The sequence below is a fragment of the Sphingomonas sp. Leaf30 genome, assembly GCF_001422525.1.
Classification (GTDB): Bacteria; Pseudomonadota; Alphaproteobacteria; order Sphingomonadales; family Sphingomonadaceae; genus Sphingomonas; species Sphingomonas aerolata.
This window is the reverse complement of sequence record NZ_LMKZ01000018.1, coordinates 253,115-272,128: the sequence shown is the minus strand read 5'-3', so window position 1 is coordinate 272,128 and position 19,014 is coordinate 253,115. Positions and strand designations below refer to the sequence as shown.

The window sequence follows — 19,014 nt, the reverse complement described above, 5'->3', positions numbered from 1 at the left end:
GCTGGCTCAATAGGCCAGCGCGCAGCCATCGGCGCGCATCTCGCTCGCCGCGGCATAGACGCGGGTGTCGCCGTCCATCCGGTGCTCAACGCATTCGTAGCGCCCGAAGCCGCCATCGGGATCGCCGATCGTCCACCCCATGTCGGCCAGCCGCTTGCGCGTCGCGACCGGCACCCCGGTTTCTAACCGTAGCAGCCCGGTGGGCCCGAGCCCGGGCGTATCCTCGCCCATCGATTGCGACGATCCCTCGTGATGCCAGCGCGGCGAATCCCCTGCCGACTGGATTTCGAGCCCGTAGTCGACGCGGTTGACGATGATCTGCGTCTGCCCCTGCGGCTGCATGTCACCGCCCATCACCCCGAAGCTCATCCACGGCGTGCCCTTGCGCGTAGCGAAGCCCGGGATGATCGTCTGGAACGGCCGCTTGCCCGGCGCATAGATGTTCGGATGACCGTCCTTGAGACTGAACAGCTGCCCGCGATCCTGGAACATGAAGCCGAGGCCATCGGCGACGAGGCCCGATCCCATACCGCGAAAATTGGACTGGATCATCGACACCATCATGCCGTCCTTGTCCGCGCAACTGAAATAGGTGGTGTCGCCGTGACTCGGGGCCTGGCCGGGATAGACCGGGGTCAGCAGCCGGTCGGGCCGTATCAGCCTGGCGCGCTGTGCGGCATAGTCCTTGGAGATCAGCCACTCGACCGGCACCTTGGCGAAGTGCGGATCGGCATAATAGCGCGCGCGGTCCTCATAGGCGAGGCGCTTGGCCTCGGCCTGCAAGTGGATCGACAGCGCGGACTGGAAGCCTGCGCCCTTCAGGTCGAACCGCTCGAGGATGTTGAGCATCTGGAGCGTCGCCAGCCCTTGCGTGTTTGCTCCAAGCGCGTGGACGGTGGTGCCGCGATAGTCGGTGGTGCTGGGCGCGATCCATTCCGAATGGTGCGCGGCGAGGTCCGCTGCCGACAGCCATCCGCCGATCCGCTTGAAATAGCGTTCGATCTTCTGCGCGATGTCGCCCTGGTAGAAGGCATCGCGCCCGCCGCTCGCGATCGCGCGATAGGTGCGCGCAAGATCGGGATTGCGGAACACGCCGCCCGCCGCGGGGCCCTTGCCGTCCGCCAGCCCGTAGGTGCGTAGCGCGTTGGCGGACTCCTCCAGCCCGTTCCCCGGACGGCGGAACGCGGTGAGGCTACGGCGGATATAATAAGCGATGATGTCGGGCACCGGCGCGCCCGCTTCAGCCAGCGCGATCGCGGGTTGGAACAGCGCCGCCCAGGGCAGCTTTCCGTAGCGCTGGTGCATCGTCCACCACGCGTCGACCGTCCCCGGCACCGACACGCTGAGCGCGCCGAGCGGCGGCAATGCGCCGTTCCTGGCGCGCGACCGCACCGTTTCCAGGCTCAGGCCGCGCGGCGATTTGCCCGAGCCCGCGAGGCCGACCACCGCCTTGGCCTTGGGATCCCAGATCATCGCATAGGCATCCCCGCCGATCCCGCTCGACGTCGGCTCGAGGAAGCCGAGACACGCGTTGATCGCGATCGCCGCATCGACCGCCGACCCACCCGACCGCAGGATGTCGATCCCCGCCTGCGTCGCGAGCGGGTGCGCGGTCCCCGCCGCGCCGTTGAGGCCATAGACCGCTGTGCGCGACGCGAAGCTCGCGCCGATCGGCCGGTCGCCGGCATGGACGTCGGGGCGCAGGAAGCGCTCCTCGCCAGGCGCCCAGAATGTAGGATTGGTATCCGTCGCGGGTGCTGCCCCCTGCCCCGGGCCGGGCGCAGGGTCGCTGCTGGCTTTACCGCGCTGCGCAGAAGCGAGTGTCGGAAGCAGCGCAGTCGCGGGCAGCGATGCGATGAAGGTGCGACGATGCATTGGCGAACTCCCAGAACTTGGCAAGGTTGTTGCCCGCAGGGGCGATCGGCGCAAGTGGCTGAAATCGGCGGTGCCTCGACGGATCAGCGCCGGCGTCTGGCCGCGACGATCTGAAGCAGCACCGCCGCCGCGGACAAGGCCGCGCCCAGGCCCGTGACCGCGACCCAGCCGTACATGCGCCATGCCCAGGTCGCGCCGGCCGATCCCGCCGCGCCACCGAGGAACATCGCCCCCATGAAGATCGTGTTGAGCCGGGCACGGGCCTCGGGCCGCAGCGCATAAACGACATGCTGATTGGAGACGAGCGCGCTCTGGACGCCGAAATCGAGCAGGATCACGCCGACCACCAGTCCGGCAATCGAACTCCAAAGCGCAAAGACCGCCCAGCTTGCCAGCGTCAGCACGGCCCCGAGCAGGATCACCAGCCTGGGACCGCGGCGGTCGGCGATACGCCCGGCGACCGGCGCGGCAAGCACGCCGACCGCGCCGACCACCCCGAACAGACCCGCAATATCCGCCCCCAGACCGAAGCGCGGACTCTGCAGATGGAGTGCGAGCATCGTCCAGAACACGCTGAACGCGCCGAACAGCAGCGCCTGCGTGATGGCCGCCTTGCGTAGCGCGCCGAACTCCCGCCAGAGACTGCCGAGCGACCGCAACAGCCCTGTATAACCGAGCTCCGCGGTCGGGACGCTGCGCGGCAGCCGCATCGCCATCACCACCCCCGCGCCCAGCGCCATCGGCACGCCCAGCCAGAACATCGCCCGCCATCCGGCATGCGTCGCGACGAAACCCGCCAGCGTCCGGCTGAGCAGGATGCCGCACAACAGCCCCGCCATGACCGTCCCGACCGTTGCACCGCGTCGTTCCGGGCTTGCGAGATGCGCGGCAAACGGCACGACCTGTTGGGCGACGGTCGACAATATCCCGACGAGCAGCGACGCGGCGATCAGCATCACCGCGCTCGGTGCGATCGCCGCGAGGATCAGGGCCGCGGCCAGCCCCAGGAACTGCACGACGATCAGGCGCCGGCGTTCGACTAGGTCGCCGAGCGGCACCAGCAGGAACAGCCCCGCGGCATAGCCAAGCTGCGTCGCGGTCGGCACCAGGCTGGTCGCGGCCCCGGGCAGGTCGCGCTCGATGATCCCCAGCATGGGCTGGTTGTAATAGATATTGGCGACGGCAACGCCGGCCGCCGCGGCCATCACGAACGTCAGCCCCCGACCGAGATGGTGTCCGCCCGGCGGGCCTGGCATCGACGCATCCGTCTCCAAGGGGCCACGGTCGTCCGCAATACTCGTCATACCAAATTCCTCTGCGACCGCGTGCCCGCTATGTGGACCATGGTGCAATGCCCGATAAGAGCGCGTCAGTGGCGAAGATGGGCTCGCGATCAGCGGCGCATCAATGCGGTGCGGAAGGTGATCGCGAACCGGGTCCGCCCCGGCCGCGACGCGAGCACCACCCGCGTCGCGTGCGCCTCCGCAACCTGCGCGACGATCGCCAGCCCCAGCCCGCTGCTGGCGGATGCGGCACGATCGCGTTTCCAGAAACGGCGAAAGATCGACGGCTGATCCGCCTCGGGGATGCCGGGGCCGTCGTCGCAGACCGCCAGCGTGCCGTCTGTCCCGATCGTCACGTCGATCCGCCGTCCCACGCCGCTATGCTTGACCGCATTCTCGATCAGGCAGCCCAGCGCCTTGGCGATCCAGGCCGCATGGCCCGCGACCATCACGCTGTTTGCCTCCGTCGACAGCGCGATCGACTTGCCCTGGCGGATCGCCAGCGGTGCGATCGAGGCCACGCCGTCGGTCGCGATCGCGACGAGATCGACCGATGCCGCGGTATCCAGCGCGACGGTTTCGAGCTCGGCGATCTCCAGCACCTGCTCGACGATGCGGCCGAGCGTGTCGAGATCGCTGCGCAGCGTCGCCCGCAACGTAGCATCCTCGACCTCCTCGACACGAAGCCTGGCCACCGCGATCGGCGTGCGAAGCTCGTGCGCGGCATCGGCGATGAAGTCGCGCTGCATGCGGTAGCTCGACGTCAGACGCTCCAGCAGCGCATTGACCGCGCGCGCAAGTGGACGCACCTCGGCCGGAAGCCGGTCGTCATGCACACGCAGATCGAGCGGCAGCGCATCGTCCGTCCGCAGCGATGCGGAGGCTCGCCGTACCGGCGCGACCGCACGCCGGATGATCAGCACGTCGATCGCCAGCAGAACCAGCAGGACCGGCGTCACGATCGCCAGGCCGTAGAGCAGGAACTGCGCGAGCAGGTCGTCGAGAATATAGTCCGGGTGGGTCAGGTTCTGCAGGACAACGATCCAGACGCGTGCGCTTCCGACGCGCGCCGGGCTGCTGGCGCCGGCATAGAAGGCGTGCCGCGACTGACGGCGGAAGAAGCGCTCCTCGTCGCTCAGCGGGACGGCCGCGAGCGGCACCATGATCGGCGAGTCCGACCGGAACAGGACCGCACCACGCGGATCGACGATGCGGAATGCAAAGCCCGCCCCCGGCGCGAACACCGCGGCGCTGGTCCCGTCCTGGGTCAGGTGCAACCGGCCGGTCGCGTCCTGCGACAGCGCCTGGCGCAAGGCCTGGGTATGGACGTGGACCGTCTGATGCTGGATCCGCGCCGCCGTCGTGTCGAGAAACAGATAGACCCCGCCGGCTACCGCCACGGCGGTGATCAGCACCGCGATCGCGTGCCAGCGCAGGATCTGTGCCATCAATGATCGTGGCGGCCGCGTCACGCGTCCCGCTCCAGCATCATGTAACCGACCCCTCGGACCGTGACGATATCCGCGGTCGCCTGCGACTCCGCCAGGCGACGCCGCAGCCGGTGGACATAGACCTCGACCGCATTCGACCCGAGATCGTCGGCGAGCCCGAACAGCAATTGTTCGAGATGCTGCTTGGTCACTACCCGGCTCGTGCGCCGGATCAGCCCGGCGAGCACCTCCAGTTCGCGCGCCGACAAAACGGTCGGCCGGCCGGCAACGGAGACCTCGCGCGTTGCCGGATCGAACCGGACATTGCCGCACTCGATCGTCCGGTCGACGATCGTGCCGCTGCGCCGGAGCAGCGCCTGGATGCGCGCGAGCAGTTCCTCGGGCGCGAACGGCTTGGCGAGATAGTCGTCGGCCCCCGCCTCGAGCCCGGTCACGCGGTGTGCGACGCTGGCCCGCGCGGTCAGTGCGATAACCGGCGTGGGATCATCGCGGTCACGCAATTCGTGCACGACCGACAGGCCATCGCCGTCCGGCAGCCCGAGATCGAGGATGACCGCGGCATAGCGCGTATAGGACAGGATCAGCCGTGCATCGGCGGCCGTCGCGGTCGCGTCCGCGGCATAGCCCGCCTCGCCGAGCAGCCGGATCAGCATCGTGACCAGATCGGCATGATCCTCGACGATCAGGATCCGCATCGACGCTCCCCGGTCGGGCTGCCCGGAGCGCACCGGCCGCGCCGATGGCCGCCTGTAAGGCTGGCGTAAGCCGGACGGGATAGGCCGACCGATCCTCGATCCCGATCGATGTCGCGCGATGCGCCGTCAGCAAAAATCAGAGTGTCTCCATGTCCGATATCCTTGGCCCGTTCGAACGGCTTGCAGCGACCCGCGCCGCGGTGTCCCGCGTCCGTGCGGCGCCCGACCAGCCGCGCCGGGTCGCCCTGTTCTCGGGCAACTACAACTATCTGCGCGACGGCGCCAACCAGGCGCTCAACCGCCTCGTCGGGTATCTTGAGCGCGACGGCGTCGACGTCCGGGTCTATTCACCGACATCGCCCCGCCCCGCCTTTGACCCCACGGGCACATTGGTGTCGGTCCCGTCGGTCCGGATTCCAGGTCGCGGCGAGTATCGGCTGGGGCTCGGATTGCCGGCGAGCGTGCGGCGCGATGTCGAATGTTTCCGCCCCGACATCGTCCACCTGTCCGCCCCCGACTGGACCGGCGTTGCCGCGCAGCGGCTGGCGCGGACGATGGGCGTCCCGGTCGTCGCCAGCTTGCACACGCGGTTCGAGACCTATGCGCAATTCTATGGTGCGGGATTGATCCGGCCAATGATGGAACGGCATCTCGACCGGTTCTACACCGGCAGCGACGCGATCCTCGTGCCCACCCCTCCCATCGCCGCCGAGTTTTCCGCCAAGGGGCTTGGCGAGCGGACACGTCTCTGGGGTCGCGGGGTCGATCGCGACGCCTTCTCTCCGCGCCACCGCGACCTGGCCTGGCGCCGGCACATGGGCATCGCCGACACCGACATCGTCCTGCTCTTCTTCGGCCGGCTGGTCCGCGAGAAGGGACCGGCGCTGTTCGCCGACATCGTCGACGCGGTTCGCAAGGGTAGCGGAGATCTGTGCGGATCATCCGCCACGATCCGGGCCGTGATCGTCGGCGACGGGCCCGAACGGGACTGGCTAACGCAGCGCCTGCCGGACGCGATCCTCCTCGGCAGCCTGTCGGGCGACAGGCTGGCCCGCGCGGTCGCCAGCGCGGATATTTTCGTCAATCCGAGCATTTCCGAAGCCTTTGGCAACGTAACGTTGGAAGCGATGGCATCGGGATTGCCGAGCGTGTGCGTCGACATCCCCAGCGGACGCAACCTGCTGCGCAAGGAAACGGGCATGTTCTTCGCCGCGAACGATCTCGATGCGGCGGTTGCCGCGGTTCGCCGTCTCGCACTGTTCTCGGATCTGCGCGCTTCGATGGGCCGGGCCGCACGCGTGGCAAGCGCGGCCTATGACTGGGACACAGCGTCGGCGATGGTCCTCGACGCCTATCATGCGCTGTTGGGGACGGACACGGTGTCGGCAACCGCCGATCCGGGTGCCGCGTCGGCACTCCGGCGGAACCGGTCGGCCGCGGGCTGAGCGTCGTGACAGAACAGTGCAGCGCCCGGACGCCGTCAGGGTGGCGACGTCTCCTGTCATCGTCGTCGGTGCGAACGGCAGCCGCTGCTGCCGCGATGCTCGCCGTCGTCGCGATCGCCCTGTCGGCACTCGCAAGCCTGCTAGACGGGGTCGACTGGTCCGACGTCCGCGACGCGCTCACGCGGATCGGCTGGGTCCGGCTGCTGCTCGCGGCCGGGATCACCGCAACCAGCTACGGCGTGCTGACCGGCTATGACGTGATCGCGCTGCGGGTCATCGGGCGACGGGTTGCCTATCCCCGTGCGGCGCTCGCCTCGTTCACCAGCTATGTCTTCAGTCACAATTTCGGGTTCGCGCTGCTGACCGGCGGAACCGCGCGGTTGCGGATCTACCGGCCCGCAGGGCTGACGATCGGCGAAGTCGGCCATGTCATGGTGCTGACCGGACTGACCTTCTGGTCCGGGGTGCTCCTGCTGCTGGGGATCGGGCTTGTCGCCAGTCCCGACAGGCTGGCGATTGCCGGCCTTGCGATGTCCTACCCTGTCCACGCCGCGATCGGCGCGGCGAGCCTTGCCCTGCTGGGCGTGGTGCTGATCCTGCTCCACCGGCGTGGCGGTCGGATGATCGTCGCGTTCGGCCGGTCGATCCCCGTGCCTCGCACGCGGCAGGCGCTGATCCAGATGATGCTGGCGAGCATCGACCTCGTCCTTGCGGCGCTGGTGCTGGTCGTCCTGCTGCCCGGTGCGTCGCTTGCCCTGCTTCCCGGCCTGTTGCTCGGTTATTTGGTGGCGATCACGACGGGACTGATTACCCATGCCCCGGGCGGCGTGGGCGTGTTCGAAGCGGTAATGCTGGCGAGCCTCCCCGAGATCGACCGCGCGACGCTGTTCGCCGCCTTGCTCGCCTATCGGATGGTCTATTTCCTGATCCCGCTCGCCGTCGGGATGGTGCTGTTCGCCCTTCATGAAGTCGACCTGCGGGCCCGCGTAAGGTCGGCGTAAGTCGGCGCGGCGATGAGCGCATGTCCTCATGCTCTCTCCATCGGAACCCGTCACCATGATCATCCGCGCGCGGCCCTGCGCCCCGTTCTCCCTCGCAGCGTTCTGCGCCCCCGCCCTCCTCGCCGCCAGCACCGGTGCAGCCGCGCAGACGCGATCGCCAAAAGTCCAGCCGGTGCCGGGCGCGACCGCGATCGCGGGGGCGACGTCCGCGGCGATCCCCGCCATCCCCGAACCGATGATCTTCGACATGGTCCGGCCACTCGGCGCACGGCGCGGCGAGCTCGAGACCAATACGCTCGCCCAGGTCAATCTCAGCGGACCGTCGCGCCATGTCGAATGGGCGCCCGAGGTCGAGTATGCGGTCGCCGACGGCTTTGCGGTCGAGCTCGAGCTGCCGTTCACCAATGGCCGGCTGACCGATCTCAAAATGGGGCTGCAGGGGACGTTCGGCACGTTTCGCGGCGGACGCAGCATCCATGGCGTCCAGTATCTCGGGCTTCACAATCGCCGCGATGGGGGCTGGTCGAGCAGCCTGGTCTATCTGCTCGGCAACCGCTTCGGCGAACGGTTGAGCACGATGACGATGATCGGCGCGGGCGACGTGACGCTCAGGAGCACGAACGGCACCGGGCTGATCGTCAATCACTCGACATTCTGGGATGTCGATGACGGCACCGTGCTCGGGTTCGAGGTAAACCGGCAGACGGGGGCGAGCGGCCATTGGCTCTTGATGCCACAGCTGCACCGCGCGATCGGGCGGAAGGTCTCGGCGCAGATCGGTGCGGGCGCCGACCGGGCCGTGTCGGGTCCATTCCGGCCGCGCGTCGGCCTGCGCATCATCCGCGAATTCTGAGGTGCCAGCTGCCACGCAGGCCGGGCCCGCTGGTGCCGGCACGCCCGACATGCCACACCCCTGACATATCAGAACAAGGGGTTATGAATGCGCGCCAGTGCCTGTTTGATCGCTCTCCTCCTCGTCACCACGACCGCTTTACCCGGCGCGGTGGTCTCCGGCGCCAGCGCGCAGACGCCGGGCACGCCCTATCACCGCGCGCCCGATGCGATTGCACGGGCGCTGGAGACACCGCCGACCCCAGGCGTCTCGGTCAGCCCCGACCACCGGACGCTCGCAATTCTGGGTCGCGAGAATCTTCCGTCGATCGCCAATCTGTCCAAACCGATCCTGCGGCTCGGTGGCTATCGCATCGATCCCGCGACCAACGGCCAGGCCGAGGTCCGCGTGCAGTGGCTGAACGCGCTGCAGTTCAAGAATCTGGCGAGCGGCAAGACCATTAATGTCGCGCTGCCGGCCGGACTACCCTTTGCCGCACCCGACTGGTCGCCCGACGGCAGCCGCCTCGCCTTCTACGCACAGCAGGCCGACGGTCTCTCGCTGTGGATCGCCGAGCGTGACGGCAGTGCGCGCATGGTGGCCAAGGGCCTGAACGGGACGTTCGGCACGCCGTTCACCTGGATGCCCGACAGCACGGCGCTGATCGCCTACACCGTCCCCGCGAACCGCGGCCCCGCGCCCGTCGCCGGCGACACGCCGACGGGGCCCGTCGTCCAGGAAAGCGCGGGCCGATCGTCGGCGGCGCGCACCTATGAAGATTTGCTCGGCGATGCGCAGGACGAGGCCCTGTTCGATCATTATTTCACGGGCCAGCTCGTCCGGATCGCGCTGTCGGGCGCCACCCGGCCGATCGGCGCACCCGGGCTCATCACCGAGTTCAGCGTCTCGCCCGACGGCCGGTATCTGCTGACCGAACGGCTCAAGCGCCCCTATTCCTATCTGCTGCCCGCGCGCTATTTCCCGACCGAGATCGCCGTCGCGACGATGGATGGCCAGCCGGTACGGACGCTGGTCGATCGCCCTCTCGCCGACGATCTTCCGGTCGACTTCGACGCCGTCGTCAAGGGTCCGCGCGAGGCGATGTGGCGATCCGACGCCCCTGCCACGCTCGTCTGGGCCGAGGCGCTCGACGGCGGCAATCCGCGTGCGAAGGTCGCCTTCCACGACGTGGTCAAGATGCAGGCGGCACCGTTTGAAGCGGCGCCGGTCGATCTGGCGATGACCCCGGCGCGCTATGCGACGACCTTCTGGGGCGATGACGGCTTCGCGATGGTCGTCGATCGCGAATGGCGGTCGCGGACCGAACACCGGCTCGCGGTCGCACCGGCGCGACCGGGCCAGGCGCGGACGCTGCTGACCCGCAATTATCAGGACCAATACGGCGACCCGGGTCGGCCGGTCGTCGAATCGAACGCCGCGGGCAAACCGGTGATGCGCTTCACCCCGGACCATAAGGCCGTCTACGTCACCGGCGACGGTGCGACCAAGGCGGGCGCCTTCCCCTTCCTCGCGACGCTGCCGCTCACAGGCGGCGAACAGACGCGGCTATGGTCCGCCAAGCCGCCCTATTACGAAACCGTCGTCGCGATGCTCGACGATACCGGGCAGCGCATTCTCACGCGCCGCGAAAGTGCGAAGCTCGCTCCCAATTACGTCGTGCGCAGCGTCAGGGGCGGCAGCGCCAAGCCGGTCACCGCGTTCGCCGATCCTGCCCCGGTGTTCGCCGGCGTGACGCAGCGCACGATCACCTATCCTCGCGCCGACGGGCTTGCACTTTCGGGGTCGCTCTACCTGCCCGCGGGCTATGACGCGAAGCGCGACGGGCCGCTGCCGACCTTGCTCTGGGCCTACCCCGCCGAATTCACCGATGCGAAGGTCGCCGGGCAGACCGTCGACCAGGGCAATCGCTTCGTGCGCCCACGCGGCATCAGCCACCTGTTCCTGCTGACCCAGGGCTATGCGATCCTCGACAATCCGGCGATGCCGATCATCGGCGAAGGCGGCACCGAGGCGAACGACACCTACGTCAAGCAACTCCAGCAGGATGCGCAGGCGGCGGTCGATGCCGTCGTCAAGCTCGGGGTCGCCGACCGGACCCGCATGGCGGTCGGCGGGCACAGCTATGGCGCGTTCATGACCGCCAATCTGCTTGCGCATACCGATCTCTTCCGTGCAGGCATCGCCCGATCAGGCGCGTATAACCGCACGCTGACCCCGTTCGGGTTCCAGGCCGAACAGCGGACCTATTGGCAGGCGACGCCGACCTATACCGAGATGAGCCCGTTCACCTATGCCGACCGGATCAAGGCGCCCATCCTGCTGATCCACGGCGGCGCGGACGACAATAGCGGGACCTTCCCGATCCAGTCCGAACGCATGTACGCTGCGCTCAAGGGCAATGGTGCGACGGTGCGCTACGTCGTCCTGCCGAACGAGCCGCACGGCTATCGCGCGCTGGAGTCGACCGAAGAGACGCTGTGGCAGATGACGGACTGGCTGGACCGCTACGTGAAGCCGAAGCCGAAGCCGGCGCCGGAGACGGCGGAGCGCCGGCCGTGACCGGGCGGTGCTCCTTTCCACAGGCTTGCGCGACGGCCGGTCGCATCGCATCGACACCCCATGTGTAATCGCGCGCGGTTCGAGGGCGAGCCCGAAACCCTTACCCAGGTCTTTGGCGCTGGCTGGCTGACGCCAAGGCCGATGGATAACCGGTTCAATCCGACCGAGCTCTATCCCAAAAGCCGCGCCTATGTGATCCGCGAGCAGGACGGGGCCCGCGGGCTCGATGTGATGCAGTGGGACGTGACCGCCGGGCAGGCGCCATGGCCGATGACCAATGTCCGCAACCTCGCGCTGCCGCAGTGGAAAGCGCTCGCGGCGAACCCCGAAAACCGGTGCCTGATCCCGCTCACCGAATTCTGCGAATGGACGCCCGACCCCGTTGATCGCGGCGACGGGAAAAAGCCCATTAAGGGCGAGATGTGGTTCGACGTCATCGACCAGGACGTGTTCGCGATCGCCGGATTCTGGCGCCAGATCGGCGAGCAGCGCTATTTCGCGATGGTCACCTGCGACGCGAACGAACTGGTCGCGCCGATCCACCCCAAGGCGATGATCACCATCCTGCATCCGGACGATCACGCGCTCTGGCTCACCGGCCGCTACGACGACGTCGTCGCACTGCAGCGCCCCTATCCCGCCAGCCGGATGACGGTGCGCGGCCCCGTCTTCCCGACCCGCACCGCCGCACCGCCGGGCCGCACCCTGCTATAAGAGTCGTACCACCCAGCGCGGCATCGGGCCGCGCGCCGACGCCAAGCGGCAATCACCCGCAACCATGGTCAGGCGGGCGGCGTACCGCCCGCCTGACAGATCGTCACTTGGGGGCGGACGGCGCGGCGGGCGCGACCGTGGTGGCGACAGGCGTCGCGGCGATCGGCGCACCCGGTGAAGCCACCGTCGCGGCCGGGGACTTCATCGTCTGGCGGATGAACACGGTCTGGTTGATCTGCTCGAACGCCGTCTGATAGACCGACACGTCGTAGATCGGCTCTTCGTCCTGCGCACCCGAACCATAGGCGTTTGATTTAACTTTTCCCATGACGAAGCTCAGCCGCACATGCGTCGTCGACGGGCTGGTCTGCTCGATAAAGGCCGAGACGATCGGCGTCTTCTTCGATTTACCCATACCAGTCCACAAGCTGAACGACATCTTGCCCTTGGTCGAAGCGATACCGGTGATCAGCCCGGTGTCCTTGTCGGCGGCCTGGATACGATAACCCGAATCCTGCAGCACCGACATGACGGCGCCAAACACCTGGTCCTTGCTCGCCTCGATATCCCGACCCTGCAGCTGCTGCAGTTCGAGCGACGACATGACGACCGGCTTTTTTGCAAGAACGACAGACGCGTCAAGGCATGCACCCGCCATGGCGAGCGCTACGAAAAGCTTCTTCATTGATATTCCCCCTTAGAACGAACTGCTGCGGCTTTGAAAATCGCTGACGACCTTGTTCGCGTCGAACTTGATCACGAGTGTCATGGCGCGCGACGACTGGCTCGACCGCGACTTCTTGTTGCTGAACCCCAGACCGCCCAGCCCCACGCCGCCGCCGCCACCACCGCCGCCGAACAGGCCGATCGAAAACCCCGATGTCTTGTCGTAAGACACCGTGGCATGGCGGTCATAGACCCACATTTCCTGTCCGGAACCATCGATAGTGGTAATGTTCGGTCCGCCAAACGCCTCGATGATCTGTGCCTGAGTCGTGGTGCCGACCTTCAGGTTCATCTGCACCATGCCGTGCGTCAGCGTGTTCGGATCATCCTTCGCCAAAGCCCCTGCTGGAACCGTCGCCGCAAATGCCGCGGCCAGAATGATTGCTCGAATCATAGATCCCCCCCGTAATATCTCGCGCTTATCACTGTTTTTTGTGTGCGAGAAGGTGAAGCCGGAGGCAATAGATCGATATCTGATGTATTGTGACGAAGCGAAGTATTAGAATAGCTAGATCTATTCGGAGATCGTTCCGTCAGCGAAGGCGCGGCGGCGGCCGCTGACGGCGATCCGGCGTCAGGCGGGCGCCGGCCTGGCGTGAACGATCGCGGTCGCTGCGGACATCAGGATCGCGTCCTCGACGAACCCGGTGCTCGTCTGCCCCCAGCGTTCCATCGCCCATTTGCGGGCGGCGAGGCCACCATAAGATGACAGGATCGCCGCACCGATCCCGAGCGCTGCGCCCGACACCTGACGCTTTGGCGGGGCAAGCGCCGCACCGGCAAAGCCGCCCGTGATCGTGCGCGCGAGCAGACCGAGGAACACCGTACGATCGGGCGCCGTCTTCATCTTGTCGCCGGCCATCTCGGCCGCGGCCATCGCCACGCCTCCGGCGGTGATCAGCGGCATCGCCATCAGACGCGCTCCGGCGGTGTTCTCAGGGAGCGTGCCGCGCTGGGCGGCGCCAGCCAGTGCAGCAAGCGGTGTCATCGCACGCTGTCCAGCCACCAGGCCTATCAGAAGGGTACGAAGCATAAGGGATCCTCTCGGTTGGAGCGATTATCTGATCGGCCTCGTCAACGGATGACACCGTCAATGCGCTCCATCGCTGCGCGCCGCTCGATCCTGCACCGACCCGGGCATCACCCCGATACGCAGAGCGGCGCCCGCAAACGCGCTTGAACGTCCCCGATTTGCGCATATGCCGGAATGCATTGGAGCGAACGATGAATGATCCGGCGAATACCAAAAGCGCGGCGTGGGACGGGACTCTGGTCAAAACCTGGCTCGAGCGGCGGCTTGCCGCGGCGAAGCTCGACCAGGCAATGGCGGACCGGCGCGGCTACGAGGCGCAGGACGATTATGACAAGGCGGCCGCCGAGGAATGGGCCTGTCGGGCGCTTCAGGCACCGGACTGCACCGCGGATCAGGCCGGTTTTGCAAAGCGGCTCAAGGACCTGATCGCGCAGGACGACTATACCGCGACCGGTATCTACGACGATATCCGGTTCCAGCGCCATGTCCGCAGCCACCTGCGCAAGATTGCCAAGATGGCCAAGACCAATGAAGGGTTCGAAAAGACCCTCCGCTACCAGTAAAGCCGGGCTGCGGGCGTTGCGCCACCCCGGCTCGCGGGGTGCCGCCGGCACTAGGCCGACCGCATACTCACGAGGCCCGTGCCATCCCGCCGCTGCCGACGCGCCGCGCCTCGCGCTGCCCGTGCATCGCCAGGAGGGTGGTCGTCGCATCCCGGTCGACCGCCGGAGAAAACACGAAACCTTGGCCAAGTACGCAGCCGATCGCGCGAAGCTGCGCGATCTGCCGGTCCGACTCGATTCCCTCCGCGACGATCCGGATGCCCATCTTCTTGGCGACACGGATCAGCCCTTCGACGATCGTTGCGCTGACACTGTCGGGTTCGAGATGATCGACGAACGTCTTGTCGATCTTGATCACGTCGACGGGCACCGTCAGAAGATGCGTGAGCGACGCGAAACCGGTCCCGAAATCGTCGAGCGCCACCCGGATGCCGCGGTCGCGGAGTGCGCGGATCGCCTCCTGGATCGCCTGGTCGCCCCGGCCCATATAGACGGTCTCGGTGACCTCCAGGATGACATGCTCCAGCGAGACGTCATGGCGTTCGAACGCCGATGCGAGCACGCGCGCAATCGCCCCGCCGCTCAAATCCTCCGACGAGACGTTGATCCCGACATGCTGGACCGCGAGACCCAGATCGAGCCAGGTCCGGATGTCGGCGGCGACAAGCCCCATCATCCGTTCGGTCAGCGCGGTCGAAACCCGCGCATCGCTGGTGGCTTCGTGAAACGCGGCGGCGGAAATGATCCTGTCGCCGATGCGCATCCGGCACAGCGCTTCCAGACCGACGATCTCGCGCGTGTCGAGCCGGAAGATCGGCTGGTAATAGGCCTCGATCCGTCCGTCGCAGAGTGCTGCGCTGACATCGCGGATCGCATGCAGACGCCGCGTCATGCTCGAACCCAGCGCCGCCGAATACATCACGAAGCTGCCGCGCGCGGTATCCTTTGCGTGATACAATGCGAAATCGGCGTTCTGGCGCACAGGGTCGGTCACGGGATCGCCCGCGATATAGACCGCGCCGCCGATGGTCGCGCGCGGCACGACGATCTGGCCGCCGCAATCGGCGGGTCGGCCCAGCGCATCGAGGATCCGCTGCGCGATCGCATCGGGTTCGGCCAGGTCGTCCGCCGACTCCAGGATCAGCGCGAATTCGTCGCCGCCCACCCGAAAGGTCCGCCCGGGCTCTCCCGCCGCCGCGATCCGCTGACCGACGATCCGCAGGACAGCATCGCCGGCCGGATGCCCGAACGTGTCGTTGATCACCTTCAGATTGTCGAGATCGAGCACGAACAGCGCCCAGCGCTCGACCGCCCGTTCCCGGATATCGGCCAATGCCGCATTGAAGGCGGCCCGGTTGGGCAGCTCGGTCAGCGTGTCGGTAAAGGCGCGCCGCTCATGTTCGACGACGCGATTATGGCGGTCGATGGCGATCAGGCAGAGATGCAGGCAATGCTCGACGAGCACGCGTTCGAACGCCGTCGGACCCCGCGCTTCGCGGTAGTAGAAGGCAAAGGTCGCCACGGTGAGCCCCTCCGCATTCGATATCGGGCTCGACCAGCAGCCGCGCAGACCGAGCGGCGCCACCAGATGCTTGAAATCGGCCCAGCGCGGATCAGTCGCGATATCCGCGACGCTGATGTCGGTGCCAAGATACGCGGCGGTGCCGCACGACCCGGCCAGCGGCCCGATCGCGGCGCCATCGATTGCCTGCGAATACGACTCCGGAAGACTGGGGCCGGCCAGCGGATGCATCCTGCCCGCGCGGTCGACCGTCAGGACCGAACAGATGACGCCGGGCACCAGCTGCTCCACCTGCTCGCATAACGACCGACAGGTGACGTCCAGACCCTCGCCCCGGGCAATCCTCTTGAGTATCGCGTTCTGGAGTTGCAGCACCACACGCTGGGTATCATCACCGACTGGATAGGATAGATCGGTCATGGAGAAATCATAAGCCATGGATGCATCTGAGAACAATTTCTATTTACTTTTCATGAACATCCCAAACGGCTATAGTTCAGCCCGATTTGGCATGTATCCATTCATCAACGGACGCGCACCCAGAACTGTACTGAACGAGCCCTCCGGAGTCCGACCGACACGCACGGACTTCGCCACGGATTGAGGGTCCTTAGCCAAAGAACATATAGCGAACAATAGGCCTTGTCGCGATCTGGTCCCGCGCCTAGGACGCCGCATGGCTGGCACTCGCCGGCGGCGGAACACACGCGGGCGATGCTGCGCGAGGGGCTTGACGATGACGGACGCAGATCGGTGCTATTTCGAACGGCGAGCCGAGCAGGAAATTGCAATGGCCGCCGCCACCGAAGATCCAAGCGCCTGTGCCCGCCATTACGAACTCGCGAACCTGTATCTGTCGCTCATTTCGGAAACGCCCGTCAGCACGGCCGCCTGACGAGGACATCGGTAGCTACCGTGTAGCCAAGCCGCGGTGGTAACCGACGCTATGCATTGGTTACATTCTCAAGGACCTTGCTACGCGTCGGCACGCAGGCGGTAGCCGACGCCCAGTTCGTTGGCGATCACGCTGCCGACTGGTCCCGGGTGCTCCAGCTTCTGCCGCAGGTTGCGGATGACGATGCGGAGATATTCTACTCGCGGATCCTCCTCGCCGCCCCAGGCCGCGGCGAGCACGCGCTGATGCGTCACGACGCGGCCGATGTGCCGGGCAAGCACCGCGAGCACGTCATGCTCCTTGCGGGTGAGATGCAGTTCCTCCGCGCCCCGGAACACGACCCGGCGATCGAGATCGATGCTGACGTCACCGGTGCGCACGATCTTAGGCGTGGTTTCGGACAGTCCATGATGACGCAGCGCCACCCGCAGGCGGGCGAGCAGTTCCTCGCTGTCGAACGGCTTGGTGATGAAATCATCCGCCCCCAGATCGAGTGCTGTGACCTTCTCGTCGACCGCATCGCGTGCCGACACCACCAGGATCACCGCATCGCCGTGCGTCCTTAGCAGCGGGATGAGGCTCAACCCGTCGCGGTCGGGCAGGCCGAGGTCGAGCAGGACCGCGCTCGGATGCTCGACCGCCGCCTGCTGCAGCGCCTGCCGCCCGTCCTCGGCCTCGACCACGGCATAGCCCGCGCGGGTGAGCGTGTTGCGCAGCAGGCGGCGGATCGCGGCTTCGTCGTCAACCACGAGAATTTTCGCAGGCATTCAGGCAAGGCTTTCGGGTTTGAGATCGCAGACGATGAGCGCGCGGGAGAAGATCAGTGCGAAGGCGGCTCCGCTACCATCGTCGCGGTTCCCGGCCTCGACCGTCATGTCCATCGCCTCCGCGAACGCCTTGACGATCGCGAGGCCGAGACCCGTTCCGCCCACCGCGCGATCGGACCCTTCGAGGCGGCGGAACGTCTCGAACACTTCGGTTTCCTTGCCCGGCGGCAGGCCGGGTCCGTGATCCATGACGGCCAGGCGAAGCTCACCGAACCGGTGCCGCCCCTCGATCACGATCTCGGTCCCGGGATCGCCGTAGCGCCCGGCATTGTCGAGCAGGTTGAGCAGGCAATGATGGAGCAGCTGCGGGTCGGTATAGACCAAAGGCAGGTCGGGCGGGACATCGAGCCGGACCGCATGGCCCTCCAGCGCGCGCCGTGCATCGTGCGCCGCGCCCGTCACCGCATCGCTGAGGTCGGTAGGCTCGATGTTGAGCTTCAATGCGCCCGCCTCGACCCGTGCCATGTCGAGCAGATTGGCGACGAAACGATTGAGCCGCGCCGCCTCGGCCTTGATCGTCGCGATCAGGTCGGGCGTCGCGCCATGCTCAAGCTGGTCCGCCGCGGCAATGACCGCGGTCAGCGGCGTACGCAGGTCATGGCTCACCGACGACAGCAGCGCCGCGCGCAGGCGGTCGCGCGTCCGTACGGTCTCGACGTCGCGCATCTCGACCTCGAGCCGCAGCCGCTCGAGCACCAAGGCGGACTGGTCGAGCAGGCTGCTGAGCAGCGGCAGCTGGTCGGCGCGGACCGGGTCGGCTGCGCTGTCCTTCGCCACGCCGAGCACGCCGAGCACGCGGCCCCCGGCCTTCAGCGGCTGGAACAGCCACTCCGATGCCGCAAGCGTGCCCGATCCTTTCCCGGCCGCCATGCCCGTGTCGAGCGCCCAGGTCGCCGCGGCGGTATCCATCGTGCCGAGATGATAGCCGGCATCGCTGGCCGCGAGGATCTCCAGGTTCTTGCCGATCCCGGGCACCAGCAGGACCACCTGTACGTCGAGCAGTCCGCGGACGTCGTCGCAGATCATCTGCGCCGCGACGTCGATGTCGTTGACGCTCGTGATCTGGCGCAGGAAACCGGCAAGCGTCGCGTTGGTCCGCGCACTCGCCGCGGCCAGATCCGCCTGCGCCCGGACGCGCGAGGTCAGTTGGCTCGTCGCGACCGCGATGGCGAGCAGGACGACGACAGAGACCAGATTTTCGGGGTTGCTGATGCTCAGCGTACCGACCGGCGGCAGGAAGAAGAAATTGTAGGCAAGGCTGGAGGCGATCCCCGCGTAAAGACCGGTGCGCAGGCCATAGAGGCTGGCGGCGGCCATGACCGGCAACAGGTACAACAGCGCGACGTTGCCGAGATCGAGGATGTGGAACAGGGCGCTGGCGACGCCGGTGACGCTCGCGACGAGTGCGGTCGTAACCACATAGCCGGCGGGCGTACCCCACCGCGCCGGCCTACGTCGGCCGCGGTCCCGGCCGCGCGGGTCTGCAGCCACGGGCAGCACATGGACGGTGACGCCCGGGGTATCGCGGATCACCCGGTCGACGACCGAACCGTGCAGAAACTCGAACCACCG

Annotated in this window: 16 protein-coding genes; 6 read left to right on the top strand and 10 right to left on the bottom strand. The window is 67.1% G+C overall.

All coding sequences use genetic code 11. The features are described from left to right. Positions 1-6: 6 nt before the first annotated feature. The 4 genes from ASE89_RS14980 to ASE89_RS14965 form a co-directional block, all read right to left on the bottom strand. Positions 7-1,875 (bottom strand): gamma-glutamyltransferase family protein, encoded by a 1,869-nt coding sequence (locus ASE89_RS14980; protein ID WP_056679310.1) that lies wholly within the window; start codon positions 1,873-1,875, stop codon positions 7-9. Positions 1,876-1,958: 83 nt separating this feature from the next. After that, positions 1,959-3,131, bottom strand: coding sequence for an MFS transporter (locus ASE89_RS14975; RefSeq protein ID WP_056680698.1), 1,173 nt, complete (start codon positions 3,129-3,131; stop codon positions 1,959-1,961). A gap of 137 nt (positions 3,132-3,268) precedes the next feature. Beyond that, on the bottom strand, positions 3,269-4,606 hold the full coding sequence (locus tag ASE89_RS14970) for a sensor histidine kinase (protein ID WP_056679306.1): 1,338 nt from the start codon (positions 4,604-4,606) through the stop codon (positions 3,269-3,271). 20 nt (positions 4,607-4,626) lie between these two features. Further along, complete coding sequence (locus ASE89_RS14965; RefSeq protein ID WP_056680695.1) at positions 4,627-5,304, bottom strand: response regulator transcription factor; 678 nt, start codon at positions 5,302-5,304, stop codon at positions 4,627-4,629. A 149-nt stretch (positions 5,305-5,453) separates the two neighbouring features. Here ASE89_RS14965 and ASE89_RS14960 point away from each other — a divergent pair, with 149 nt between their 5' ends. From ASE89_RS14960 to ASE89_RS14940, 5 genes are all read left to right on the top strand, one after another. After that, the gene (locus ASE89_RS14960) at positions 5,454-6,749 is read left to right on the top strand and encodes a glycosyltransferase family 4 protein (protein WP_082451580.1); all 1,296 of its coding nucleotides are present in this window, start codon (positions 5,454-5,456) and stop codon (positions 6,747-6,749) included. Positions 6,750-6,844: 95 nt separating this feature from the next. Continuing rightward, positions 6,845-7,750 carry a lysylphosphatidylglycerol synthase domain-containing protein gene (locus ASE89_RS14955; RefSeq protein WP_056679303.1) on the top strand — a complete coding sequence of 302 codons (906 nt, stop codon included), beginning with the start codon at positions 6,845-6,847 and terminating at the stop codon, positions 7,748-7,750. Positions 7,751-7,778: 28 nt separating this feature from the next. Beyond that, on the top strand, positions 7,779-8,603 hold the full coding sequence (locus tag ASE89_RS14950; RefSeq protein WP_236701815.1) for a hypothetical protein: 825 nt from the start codon (positions 7,779-7,781) through the stop codon (positions 8,601-8,603). An 87-nt stretch (positions 8,604-8,690) separates the two neighbouring features. After that, positions 8,691-11,162, top strand: coding sequence for a prolyl oligopeptidase family serine peptidase (locus ASE89_RS14945; protein ID WP_056679299.1), 2,472 nt, complete (start codon positions 8,691-8,693; stop codon positions 11,160-11,162). 60 nt (positions 11,163-11,222) lie between these two features. Beyond that, positions 11,223-11,876, top strand: coding sequence for an SOS response-associated peptidase family protein (locus ASE89_RS14940; protein WP_056679295.1), 654 nt, complete (start codon positions 11,223-11,225; stop codon positions 11,874-11,876). A gap of 103 nt (positions 11,877-11,979) precedes the next feature. On the opposite strand, the gene ASE89_RS14935 is transcribed toward ASE89_RS14940, so the two are convergent. The 3 genes from ASE89_RS14935 to ASE89_RS14925 form a co-directional block, all read right to left on the bottom strand. After that, positions 11,980-12,561, bottom strand: coding sequence for a hypothetical protein (locus tag ASE89_RS14935; protein WP_236701814.1), 582 nt, complete (start codon positions 12,559-12,561; stop codon positions 11,980-11,982). Between the two features lie 12 nt (positions 12,562-12,573). Further along, positions 12,574-12,996 carry a hypothetical protein gene (locus ASE89_RS14930; protein ID WP_056679293.1) on the bottom strand — a complete coding sequence of 141 codons (423 nt, stop codon included), beginning with the start codon at positions 12,994-12,996 and terminating at the stop codon, positions 12,574-12,576. Between the two features lie 180 nt (positions 12,997-13,176). Continuing rightward, positions 13,177-13,635: a hypothetical protein gene (locus ASE89_RS14925; protein ID WP_056679290.1), complete on the bottom strand. Its 459-nt coding sequence runs from the start codon at positions 13,633-13,635 to the stop codon at positions 13,177-13,179. Positions 13,636-13,826: 191 nt separating this feature from the next. Here ASE89_RS14925 and ASE89_RS14920 point away from each other — a divergent pair, with 191 nt between their 5' ends. Then, positions 13,827-14,198, top strand: a complete 372-nt coding sequence (locus ASE89_RS14920; protein ID WP_192003237.1) for a hypothetical protein — start codon at positions 13,827-13,829, stop codon at positions 14,196-14,198. A gap of 67 nt (positions 14,199-14,265) precedes the next feature. On the opposite strand, the gene ASE89_RS14915 is transcribed toward ASE89_RS14920, so the two are convergent. From ASE89_RS14915 to ASE89_RS21290, 3 genes are all read right to left on the bottom strand, one after another. Then, positions 14,266-16,140, bottom strand: coding sequence for a putative bifunctional diguanylate cyclase/phosphodiesterase (locus tag ASE89_RS14915; protein WP_197979421.1), 1,875 nt, complete (start codon positions 16,138-16,140; stop codon positions 14,266-14,268). 555 nt (positions 16,141-16,695) lie between these two features. Continuing rightward, positions 16,696-17,382: a response regulator transcription factor gene (locus tag ASE89_RS14910; protein ID WP_056679288.1), complete on the bottom strand. Its 687-nt coding sequence runs from the start codon at positions 17,380-17,382 to the stop codon at positions 16,696-16,698. Then, positions 17,383-19,014 (bottom strand): DUF4118 domain-containing protein (locus ASE89_RS21290; protein ID WP_236701813.1); only part of this gene is annotated, 1,632 nt, incomplete at its 5' end. It lies immediately after the preceding gene.

Bases quoted from the DNA above. Each gene is read 5' to 3' on its own strand.
- ASE89_RS14980 (WP_056679310.1), bottom strand. From the start codon at position 1,875: ATGCATCGTCGCACCTTCATCGCATCGCTGCCCGCGACTGCGCTGCTT.
- ASE89_RS14975 (WP_056680698.1), bottom strand. From the start codon at position 3,131: ATGCCAGGCCCGCCGGGCGGACACCATCTCGGTCGGGGGCTGACGTTC.
- ASE89_RS14970 (WP_056679306.1), bottom strand. From the start codon at position 4,606: ATGGCACAGATCCTGCGCTGGCACGCGATCGCGGTGCTGATCACCGCC.
- ASE89_RS14965 (WP_056680695.1), bottom strand. From the start codon at position 5,304: ATGCGGATCCTGATCGTCGAGGATCATGCCGATCTGGTCACGATGCTG.
- ASE89_RS14960 (WP_082451580.1), top strand. From the start codon at position 5,454: ATGTCCGATATCCTTGGCCCGTTCGAACGGCTTGCAGCGACCCGCGCC.
- ASE89_RS14955 (WP_056679303.1), top strand. From the start codon at position 6,845: ATGCTCGCCGTCGTCGCGATCGCCCTGTCGGCACTCGCAAGCCTGCTA.
- ASE89_RS14950 (WP_236701815.1), top strand. From the start codon at position 7,779: ATGCTCTCTCCATCGGAACCCGTCACCATGATCATCCGCGCGCGGCCC.
- ASE89_RS14945 (WP_056679299.1), top strand. From the start codon at position 8,691: ATGCGCGCCAGTGCCTGTTTGATCGCTCTCCTCCTCGTCACCACGACC.
- ASE89_RS14940 (WP_056679295.1), top strand. From the start codon at position 11,223: ATGTGTAATCGCGCGCGGTTCGAGGGCGAGCCCGAAACCCTTACCCAG.
- ASE89_RS14935 (WP_236701814.1), bottom strand. From the start codon at position 12,561: ATGAAGAAGCTTTTCGTAGCGCTCGCCATGGCGGGTGCATGCCTTGAC.
- ASE89_RS14930 (WP_056679293.1), bottom strand. From the start codon at position 12,996: ATGATTCGAGCAATCATTCTGGCCGCGGCATTTGCGGCGACGGTTCCA.
- ASE89_RS14925 (WP_056679290.1), bottom strand. From the start codon at position 13,635: ATGCTTCGTACCCTTCTGATAGGCCTGGTGGCTGGACAGCGTGCGATG.
- ASE89_RS14920 (WP_192003237.1), top strand. From the start codon at position 13,827: ATGAATGATCCGGCGAATACCAAAAGCGCGGCGTGGGACGGGACTCTG.
- ASE89_RS14915 (WP_197979421.1), bottom strand. From the start codon at position 16,140: ATGACCGATCTATCCTATCCAGTCGGTGATGATACCCAGCGTGTGGTG.
- ASE89_RS14910 (WP_056679288.1), bottom strand. From the start codon at position 17,382: ATGCCTGCGAAAATTCTCGTGGTTGACGACGAAGCCGCGATCCGCCGC.